This is a genomic window from Brachybacterium sp. HMSC06H03 (assembly GCF_001807385.1).
GTDB lineage: Bacteria > Actinomycetota > Actinomycetes > Actinomycetales > Dermabacteraceae > Brachybacterium > Brachybacterium conglomeratum.
The window spans coordinates 1-9,387 of record NZ_KV788841.1 but is presented as its reverse complement, the minus strand read 5'-3'; the positions used below and the strand labels follow the sequence as shown (position 1 = coordinate 9,387).

Below are 9,387 nucleotides of genomic sequence, written 5' to 3'. Positions count from 1 at the left end.
CGGGGCGGTGGCCGCGGCGAGAGCGGCGCCCCCGGCGGCGGTGCCGAGGCCGGTGAGGACGGTGCGACGGGCGGGGGCGACGGCCATGGGGGCTCTCCTGGGCTCGGGGTCGGGACCGGGACCGACCGTAACGCCGAACTCAGAGGTGACCAGGGGGTTCGCCCGCTTCAGGGCAGGGCTTCACCGAGTCGATGCCCGACGGCCATGGTCGTCCTGGCACCGGCGCGGTGCGGCGGATGCGCGACGGGGCGCCCGCCGTGCGGCGGACGCCCCGTCATGGGTGTGCGGGCAGGTGCCCGCGGCCTCAGCCGTCGAGGTTCTCGACGGCGTAGTCGGCCTCCTCCTGGGTGAACTGGTCCCCGTACTCGGAGGAGAGCTGGTCGCGGATCGCCTCGGGCGACATGTCCATCGTGTCGCGATAGGACTTCGCGGACTCGAGGGCGTTCTGGTTCCAGTCCGCGACGATGGTGTCGATCGCGTACTGGGCCTGCTCCTCGGTGAACTGCTCGCCGTACTCGGAGGTGAGCTGGTCGTAGATGCCCTGCTTGGACATGTGCAGCGTCTCGGAGTAGGACTCCGCCGACTTCAGCGCGTTGTCGTTCCAGTCGGCCTCGAGGTTGTCGACCGCGTACTGCGCTGCCTCCTCGGAGAACTGGTCGCCGTACTCGGAGGTGAGCTGGTCGAAGATGCCCTGCTTGGACATGTGCAGCATCTCGGAGTAGGACTCCGCGCTGTTCAGCGCCGAGGTGTACTCCGCGGGGACGTCGCCCTCGGCCGGGGCCTCCTCCTCGGCGGGGGCCTCCTCCTCCGGAGCCTCCTCCTCGGCAGGGGCCTCCTCGTCGATCGCTGCCTCCTCGGGCGCGGCCTCCTCGGCGGGCGCCTCCTCCTCGACCGCGGCGGGAGCGGATTCGGTGGTGGTCGAGGTGTCCTCGCCGTCGTCGGACCCGTTCATGACGATCGCGGAGCAGCCGGCGATCGCGAGCGCGATGATCGCGAGGCAGCCGCAGCCGCCGGCGATGAACCACTTGCCGCGCTTCTTCTTCGGGGACGGGGCGGGGGCGCCGGCGGGCATGCCGAACTGGGGCGCGGAGGAGGGATCGGGAGCGCCGGGCTCCGGGGACGGGGGGAGGGTGCTGTTCACAGCGGGTGTCCTCTCTGGACAGGATTCGGAGGCCCCCGGGCGCGGGGGCGCCGAGGGGTACTGCTGGGAAGAGAGGCCTGCTGCGGTGTGCGGATGCTCCGCGACCGAGTGCGTCGATCGACCGCGCGGGGCCTGCAATTTGAATCTTGCACCAGCGGTGTGACAGACGAAGTCCTGAACACCTGCAATGGAAGGCAGATCACAGGGTAACCACGATCCCCCAGGTCACAGAGAGGTCACGGCGCCCCGGTCACTTCGGCGACCCGGTCAGTCCGGGGCCGGGCCGTCCCAGAGCGCGGCGTAGCGCTCGGCGAGCAGCGGCCAGATCTGCCGGACGGCGTCGGCCGTCGAGGTGATGCCGTCCGCGCCCGCGCCGTCGAGCACGAGCTCGTGCGGGATCACTCGTCCGGCCTCGTCGGCGCGGCCCTCGGGATCCCGCAGCCGCACGGCGAGCAGCCCGTCCGTCCTCCAGCAGCCCTCGTCCTCGTCCTCGTGTCCCGAGAAGGCCCGTTCGTACAGCGCCAGCGGATCCGCGTCGGCGCCAGTGCCGTCGACGGGGAGGAAGCGGAAGCCCCAGGCCCGGCCGCGGGTCGCCCAGAGCAGGATCATCGCCTGCTCCGGCGCAGCACGCCCTCGCGCTCGGCGCGCTCGAGATCGATCTTGAAGCCCGTGAGGATCGCCGCGAGGCTCTGCTTCTTCTCGAGCGCCCGGTCGTGGACGCCCCGGAGCTTCTCCCCCGCGAGCGAGGCGGCGTCCTGGACCATGTCCCTGCTGAGCAGCGGCACCACGGTCGCGAGCGCCGTGGAGATCAGGCCGAGCCGTCCCGGTAGGCGGTGGCGGGCGCCGAACATCGCCAGCGCCATCGCCCCGGTGCCGATGGTGCCGGCGTTCTCGGCGAGCTCCCTGGCGACCTTCGCGGGGATCTCCTGCCGCCTGGCCCAGGTGACATGCCGTTCGAAGGGCAGCATCGCGGCGAGCGGGAGGATCACGTCCACCCCGATCCGCTCGCGCACGGCGATGCGTCCCGGCGTGAACCGTGCCGAGGACAGCAGCAGCGCGTCCTCCCCCACGGCGAGCGCCTCGTCGCCGACGACCATCGACTCGATCGCCTCGCGCAGCTGGCCGAGCTCGTCGGCGGCCTTCTCGAGCACGAGCGCCTTGAAGCGGTCCACGTCCATCTCCGGCAGCAGGTCCGCCTTGGACAGGGCGAGCACCCAGATGCGGGGGAAGCGCACCAGTTCCTTGTCGCCGTCGAGGATGTCCTCACGCAGTCGCACGAGCCCGGTGCGCAACGTGTGGAAGAGCGCCTTGAGGTAGCGCTCCTCCACACCGGCCGCGTCCTTCAGCTTCTGCCCGTCGACCATCAGCAGCGCGACGTCGGAGACGAGCAGCGCGCGGAAGGCCTCGATTCGTCGACGCTCCTCCTCCGGTCCGCTGACGGAGCGCTCGAACCACTCCCCGGGGTAGTCGTGCCACACCAGCTGCACGGCGTCGACGGGCATCGCCTTGCGCTCGGCGGCGCTGGGGGTGCTGCGCAGCGAGAGGGTGAAGCGGTAGGGCTCGGCGCGGAAGCGGTTCCCGGCGGGGACCTCGGCGGAGTTCTCCATCCGGAAGTAGTTCTTCAGCAGCCGGTCGCCCTGGGTGGTGTCGTCGGCGACGAGGTCGTAGAGCTGCGGGGCCTGCGAGTCCTCCCGCCCGGCCTGGTCCTGGGCCGCGCCGTAGAAGGAGGACAGAAGCACCGTCTTGCCGCTGCCGCTCTCCCCGAACACGGCGATGTGCTGCTCGAGCTTCCTGCTGCGGGGCGCGGGACGTCGCGGGGTCCGCCGGATCTTCTTCTCGCGAGCTGACATGCCCCGAGACTAGGGGATCACCTCCGCTCGTCGGGGGTCTCCCCGACCCCTGTCGGCCGATAGCCTGGGCCCACCAGCGAGGACGCCCACGCCGCACCGAGGAGCACCATGCCGCGCACTCTTCCCGAGCAGCCGGACTTCGCCAGCGCCGCCGAGCAGGAGGTGTGGGAGCACCTGACCGAGCAGCTGCCCGCCGAGGCGGTGCTGATCACCGGGCAGCGCGTCACCGCCCGCGGCGAGGAGGTCGAGGCGGATCTGCTGGTGCTCTGGCCGGGCATCGGGATCGCGGTGATCGAGGTGAAGGGCGGACGGATCTCGCTGGAGGACGGCGCCTGGCGGCAGGCGGACCGCTCCGGCTCTCGGGAGCTCGCCCGCTCCCCGATCGATCAGGCCCAGCGCGCGAAGCACCATCTGCTCGAGTACCTCAACGCAGCGTCCTCCCGTCCGGTCGGTCGCGCCGTGCACCTCGCGGTGCTGCCCTACACGCAGCTTCCCGCGGACTGGGACCCGCCCGAGGCGCCGCGCACCCTCACGCTGGACGCGACCGACCTGCCCCGCCTCGCGGACCGGATCGTGCACGCCCTGAACTCGCATACCCGGGACGCCTATGCCCCGCTGGACGCCGCGCAGTGCGAGCACGCGGTGAAGATGCTGCGCCGCACCCACCGCGCGATCGAGAACCACCAACTGCTGGCGAAGGAGATCGCCGACGAGGGCAACCAGCTCACCCGCGAGCAGGAGCGCGCGATCGCCCTGCTGCGCTTCCAGCACCGCGCCCAGATCATCGGCGGGGCCGGCTCCGGCAAGACCCACCTGGCGATGATCAAGGCCCGCACGCTCGCCCGGGACGGCTTCCGCACCGCGCTGCTGTGCTACTCCCGCGGCCTCGCCCGGCACTTCCAGCTGCTCGCCGCGACTTGGCCGGAGCAGGAGCGTCCCGCCTATGTGGGGCTCTTCCACGACCTGCCGGTGGGCTGGGGCGCCGAGACCGAGCAGGAGTTCGGCGGCTCCCCGGTCGAGTACTACGAGGAGCACCTCCCGGCCCGTCTCGCGCAGCTCGCGGGCGAGACCGACGAGGACGAGCTCTTCGACGCGATCGTCGTCGACGAGGCGCAGGACTTCGCCGACGCCTGGTCGGAGGCGCTGCAGCCCTGCCTGCGCGACCCCGCGGAGGGTGTCCTGTTCGTGTTCGCCGACGAGCACCAGAGCGTCTTCGACCGCGAGGGCCGCGCCCCGATCACGCTGAACCCCTTCCCGCTGGACGACAACCTGCGCAGCACCCGCACGATCGCGCACGCCTTCGCGCCGCTCACCCCGGTGGAGCAGACCCCGCGGCTGCCGGCCGGGGCGCCCGTGCGCTATCTCGCCTCCTCCGCCGAGGACGCGGTCGCGACCGCCGACGACGCGGTCGAGAAGCTGATGGACGAGGGCTGGGAGCCTGGGCAGATCGCCCTGCTGACCACAGGCAGCCGCCACCCGGAGCAGAGGACGCAGATCGAGCACGAGGGGTACGACGGCTACTGGGACGGGTTCTTCTCCGCGACCGACGTGTTCTACGGGCACGTGCTGGGCTTCAAGGGGCTCGAGCGTCCCGTCGTCGTGCTCGCGGTCAACGGCTTCGGCGCCGCGGAGCGGGCACGGCAGCTGCTGTACGTGGGCCTGTCCCGGGCCCGCTCCCTGCTGGTGGTGGTCGGGGACGGCGGGGAGATCTGGGACGCGGGAGGTCCCGTGGTGTGGGAGAGGATCAGCGGGAGCCGGTGAGCCGGCGCACCACCACGAGCGTGATCACGGTCGCGAGCGCCGGCAGCACGATCCCCAGCAGCACGAAGGCGCCCGCGCTGCCGGTCCGCTCCTGCATCCAGGCGAAGTTCATGCCGAAGAACCCGGTCGCGAGCGTGAGCGGCAGGAAGATCGTCGCGACCAGGGTGAGCCGCTCGTTGACGACGGCTCCCTGCTCGGCCAGCAGATCGCCGAGCACCGCGTGGAGGCGTGCGGCGGCGGAGCCGTTCGCCTCGAACTCGACCGCGGCCCGACGCAGCCGGTGGCGCAGCTCCTTGGGGAGCTCCTGGGAGAGCTGCTCCTCCGGGAGGCACAGCCGATGCATCGCGGCCTGGGCCTCCTGGATGCGGAAGAGCTCCGCCCGCCGCCTGCCCATCAGGCGACGCTGCGCCGAGGCGGCGTAGCCGTCGGCCCGGTCCTCGAACCGCTCGCTCTCGTCCTCGAACCCGTCCAGCACCTCCTCGCCGCGCTGCGCGACGGCCAGCAGCATGCCGACGACCGCCTCGAGGACGCCGTCGGCGGCCGCCGCCTCCGCGCGCACCGCCTCCAGCGCCTCCGGCGCCCCCATGACGAGCACCCCTGCGGCGGCGGCGTGGATCCGCACGGTCAGGTGCTGCGCGCCGTGGTCCGGCAGGAGCAGCACGAGCTCGAGCCGCCCGCCCGTCAGGTGCGCGAAGGGCCGACGGGCGAGCTCGTCGGTGCGCGGGCCCGGGATCCCCCAGGTCCGGACGGCCGCCTCGACGACCGGGTCCTGGAGGTCGCGGGCGACCGCGCACCCGGGGGTGTCCCCGAGCGCCTCGAGCGCCGCGACAGTGTCGACGACCTGCATGCGGAGGCCTCCTCGGACTCAGAGCGAGACGATCACGAGCGTGGCCCCGAAGACGAGCCCCGAGGCGATCAGCACGATCGTGGTGTATCCGAGGATGTCACGCATCTTCAGCCGGGCGATCGCCAGCAGCGGGATCGCCCAGAAGGGCTGGATCATGTCGGTCCACTGGTCGCCGTAGGAGAAGGCCATGATCGTGATCGCGGGGCCACGCCGAGCTCCGCGCCGGCGCTGAGCATGATCGGCCCCTGCACGGCGAACTGGCCGCCGCCGGAGGGGACGAAGAAGTTCACGAGTCCAGCCGCGAGCAGTGCGAACAGTCCGAAGGTGGTGGGGCTGGAGATCGAGACGAAGGCGTCGGAGAAGATCTGCACGAGCCCTGAGCCGACCATCATCCCGAGGATCCCGGCATAGAGCCGGACAGCATCGGCCCGGGAGCGACCCGGCACGGTTCACACGACGACGCACAGGCCAGGAGCGCACGAGGCGTACTCTTCCCCTGCCTCGTCCCCTGCGCCCTCGCCCGTGCGCCGCTCCCCTCCTGGAGGACATGCATGCCCGACGCCACGCGTCCCAGCCCCGCCCGCGACCCCCGCCTGGACCGTCCCTGGCCCGCGCTGTGGTCGATCGTGCTGGGCTTCTTCATGATCCTGGTCGACACCACGATCGTCACGGTCGCGATCCCGCGGATGCAGGAGGACCTGGGGGCGGACCTGACGGGCCTGCTGTGGGTGACCAGCGCCTATCTGCTCGCCTACGCGGTGCCGCTGCTGATCACGGGGCGGCTCGGGGACCGGCTGGGGCTGAAGTCGGTCTATCTCGTCGGGCTCGTCGTGTTCACCGCCTCGAGCCTGTGGTGCGGGCTCGCGGGGAGCGTGGCGATGCTGATCGTGGCGCGCGTGGTGCAGGGCCTCGGTGCGGGGATGATGACCCCGCAGACCATGTCGATGATCACCCGCATGTTCTCGCCGCAGCGGCGAGGTCAGGCGATGGCCGTGTGGGGCGCGACGGCAGGGGTCGCGAGCCTCGTCGGCCCCGTCCTCGGCGGGCTGCTGGTGGACGGGCCGGGCTGGGAGTGGATCTTCTTCGTCAACGTGCCCGTCGGGGTGCTCGCGATCGCGCTGGTGCTCCGCAACGTGCCGCGCTTCCCGCGCCGCTCGCACTCCTTCGACTGGCTCGGCGTGGCGCTCTCGGCGACGGGCCTGTTCCTGCTGGTGTTCGGGATCCAGGAGGGCGACAGCTACGACTGGGGCACGATCACGGACTCCCTCGTGATCGGCCCCGTGGACACAGGCGTGCCCGTGACGGTGCCCGGGATGATCCTCGCCGGGGTGCTGGTGCTGGCGGTGTTCGTCCTCTGGCAGGCGGTGATGCGGCGCGAACCGCTGGTGCCGCTGTCGCTGTTCCGCGATCGCAACTTCTCGGTCGCGAACGTGGCGATCGCGATGATGGGCGCGACCGTGCTCAGCTTCGCGATCCCCACCACGCTGTTCTTCCAGCAGGTGCTCGGCATGTCACCGACGCAGGCGGCGCTGATGACGGCACCCTCCGCGGTGCTCTCGCTGGTCCTCGCGCCGCTCGTCGGCCGCTGGATGACGAGCCACGACCCGCGACCGCTGGCGCTGATCGGCTTCGCCTCGCTGGCGGGCGGGCTGCTGTGGCTCTCCCTGCTGATGGGCCCGGACGCCTCCGTGCTGCTCCTGCTGCTGCCGTTCGTGCTGATCGGGATCGGGAACGCCTGCATCTGGGGGCCGCTGTCCCTGACCGCGACCCGCAATCTCCCGCCCTCGCAGGCCGGCGCCGGATCCGGCGTCTACAACGAGATGCGGCAGGTCGGCTCGGTGCTCGGCTCCGCCGGCATCGCGACGCTCATGGCCGACCGGATCGCTTCCCGCCTCGGGGAGGCGACCAGGGGCCAGAGCGCTGCTCCGGCGGGCGCGGAGTCCGGAGCAGGCTCCCTGCCCCCGTTCCTGCACGCCCCGTACGCCGCGGCGATGGCCGACGCCATGTGGCTTCCCGTCGGCCTCGCCGCGGTCGGCCTCCTCGCCGCGCTCGCCATCGGCCGACCGATCGACACCGGGGTGTGGGCGAAGGACGAGTGAGAGCACTCCCCGCCGCCGTCCACAGCCGGGCCCTCCCGCTCGCGGCCCGTCGGCCCCGCGGCCTAGAGTGGCGGGCATGAGCACCCCTCCTCTCGTCGATGCCGTCTCCGCGCTGCGAGAAGGCGACGCCGGACGGACGGAGGAGGCGCTCGCGATCCTCTCGCGGGTCTTCGGCTACGACTCCTTCCGGGGCGAGCAGGCCGCGATCATCGACCAGGTCGCGAGCGGCGGGGACGCGGTGGTGCTGATGCCCACCGGCGGCGGCAAGTCGCTGTGCTACCAGATCCCCGCCCTGCTGCGGGAGGGCACCGGAATCGTCGTCTCGCCGCTGATCGCGCTGATGGCGGACCAGGTCGCGGCGCTCGAGGCGGTCGGCATCCGCGCCGCGTACCTCAACTCCACCCTCGAGATGCACGAGGCGCAGGCCGTCGAGCAGCAGCTGCTCGCCGGAGAGTTGGACCTGCTGTACATGGCGCCGGAACGCCTGGTCCTCCCCCGCACCGTCCAGCTCCTGCAGCGCGCCCAGCTCGCGCTGTTCGCGATCGACGAGGCGCACTGCGTCTCCCAGTGGGGCCACGACTTCCGCCCCGACTACCTGGGCCTGTCGATGCTCGCCGACGCCTTCCCCGGCGTGCCCCGCATCGCGCTGACCGCGACCGCGACCGAGGCGACCCACCGCGAGCTCACCGAGCGCCTGCAGATGCAGCAGGCCCGGCACTTCGTGGCGAGCTTCGACCGCCCCAACATCCAGTACCGCATCGAGCCGAAGTCCTCCCCGCGCGAGCAGCTGCTGCGCCTGATCACCGCCGAGCACGAGGGCGACTCCGGGATCGTCTACTGCCTCTCCCGCAAGTCGGTGGAGACCACCGCGCAGTGGCTCGCCGACCGCGACATCCCCGCGCTCCCGTATCACGCGGGCCTGCCGCCGGAGGTGCGCCAGGACCACCAGGAGCGGTTCCTGCGCGCCGACGGGCTGATCATGGTCGCGACGATCGCCTTCGGCATGGGGATCGACAAGCCCGACGTGCGCTTCGTGGCCCATCTCGACCTGCCCAAGTCCATCGAGGGCTACTACCAGGAGACGGGCCGCGCGGGCCGCGACGGCCTGCCCTCGACCGCGTGGATGGCCTACGGCCTCGGCGACGTGGTCAGCCAGCGGAAGTTCATCGAGGGCGGCGAGGGCTCCGAGCAGTTCAAGCGCAACGCCCGCTCGCATCTCGACGCGATGCTCGCCCTGTGCGAGACGGTCGACTGCCGGCGCGTGCAGCTGCTGCGCTACTTCGGCCAGGACTCCTCCCCCTGCGGCAACTGCGACACCTGCCTGAACCCGCCGCAGACCTGGGACGCGACGGTCGCGGCGCAGAAGCTCCTCTCCGCCGTGATCCGGCTGGACCGGGAGCGCGGGCAGCGCTTCGGCTCCGGCCAGGTGGTGGACGTGCTGCTGGGCCGCGAGTCCGAGCGCTCCCTGTCCTCCCGCCACCACGAGCTGAGCGTGTGGGGCATCGGCGAGGAGCTCTCGGAGAAGGAGTGGCGCACTGCGATCCGGCAGCTGCTCGCACGGGGGGTCCTCGAGGCGGAGGGCGACTACGGCGTGCTCGTCCCCGGCCCGCAGGCCGGCCCCGTGCTCCGCTCCGAGGAGACCGTGCAGCTCGCCGTCGACCGCGCCCCGCAGCGCGGCGCGCGCGGCGG

General features: G+C 72.1%; 7 protein-coding genes and 1 pseudogene. 3 read left to right on the top strand and 5 right to left on the bottom strand.

The window, feature by feature from the left end; translation table 11 throughout:
* Positions 1-304 precede the first annotated feature (304 nt).
* The 3 genes from HMPREF3159_RS10675 to HMPREF3159_RS10665 form a co-directional block, all read right to left on the bottom strand.
* Complete coding sequence (locus tag HMPREF3159_RS10675) at positions 305-1,141, bottom strand: Ltp family lipoprotein (protein WP_083305916.1); 837 nt, start codon at positions 1,139-1,141, stop codon at positions 305-307.
* A 267-nt stretch (positions 1,142-1,408) separates the two neighbouring features.
* A complete protein-coding gene (locus HMPREF3159_RS10670; protein WP_070501008.1) occupies positions 1,409-1,750 on the bottom strand; it encodes a hypothetical protein in 342 nt (113 codons plus the stop codon).
* Positions 1,747-2,991 carry a TRAFAC clade GTPase domain-containing protein gene (locus tag HMPREF3159_RS10665; RefSeq protein WP_083305915.1) on the bottom strand — a complete coding sequence of 415 codons (1,245 nt, stop codon included), beginning with the start codon at positions 2,989-2,991 and terminating at the stop codon, positions 1,747-1,749. The genes HMPREF3159_RS10670 and HMPREF3159_RS10665 overlap by 4 nt, the downstream gene beginning before the upstream one ends.
* Positions 2,992-3,099: 108 nt before the next feature.
* Here HMPREF3159_RS10665 and HMPREF3159_RS10660 point away from each other — a divergent pair, with 108 nt between their 5' ends.
* Positions 3,100-4,752 (top strand): nuclease-related domain-containing DEAD/DEAH box helicase, encoded by a 1,653-nt coding sequence (locus tag HMPREF3159_RS10660; protein WP_070501007.1) that lies wholly within the window; start codon positions 3,100-3,102, stop codon positions 4,750-4,752.
* Here the strand turns inward: HMPREF3159_RS10660 and HMPREF3159_RS10655 are convergent.
* Positions 4,736-5,599, bottom strand: a complete 864-nt coding sequence (locus tag HMPREF3159_RS10655) for a CorA family divalent cation transporter (protein ID WP_070501006.1) — start codon at positions 5,597-5,599, stop codon at positions 4,736-4,738. The two genes, HMPREF3159_RS10660 and HMPREF3159_RS10655, sit on opposite strands and share 17 nt — an antisense overlap.
* Positions 5,600-5,617: 18 nt before the next feature.
* Positions 5,618-6,012: pseudogene (locus HMPREF3159_RS16750) on the bottom strand (TIGR00366 family protein); the annotation flags it as partial.
* Positions 6,013-6,150: 138 nt separating this feature from the next.
* Between HMPREF3159_RS16750 and HMPREF3159_RS10650 the strand changes: the two are divergent.
* Both HMPREF3159_RS10650 and recQ read left to right on the top strand, forming a co-directional pair.
* Entirely contained in the window at positions 6,151-7,698 is a 1,548-nt protein-coding gene (locus HMPREF3159_RS10650; protein ID WP_070501005.1) for a DHA2 family efflux MFS transporter permease subunit, read from the top strand.
* Positions 7,699-7,774: 76 nt separating this feature from the next.
* A partial coding sequence (recQ, locus tag HMPREF3159_RS10645; RefSeq protein WP_141748182.1) for a DNA helicase RecQ occupies positions 7,775-9,387 on the top strand: 1,613 nt, incomplete at its 3' end.

Coding starts and splice junctions, on each gene's coding strand:
- HMPREF3159_RS10670 (WP_070501008.1), bottom strand. CDS start 1,750: ATGATCCTGCTCTGGGCGACCCGCGGCCGGGCCTGGGGCTTCCGCTTC.
- HMPREF3159_RS10665 (WP_083305915.1), bottom strand. CDS start 2,991: ATGTCAGCTCGCGAGAAGAAGATCCGGCGGACCCCGCGACGTCCCGCG.
- HMPREF3159_RS10660 (WP_070501007.1), top strand. CDS start 3,100: ATGCCGCGCACTCTTCCCGAGCAGCCGGACTTCGCCAGCGCCGCCGAG.
- HMPREF3159_RS10655 (WP_070501006.1), bottom strand. CDS start 5,599: ATGCAGGTCGTCGACACTGTCGCGGCGCTCGAGGCGCTCGGGGACACC.
- HMPREF3159_RS10650 (WP_070501005.1), top strand. CDS start 6,151: ATGCCCGACGCCACGCGTCCCAGCCCCGCCCGCGACCCCCGCCTGGAC.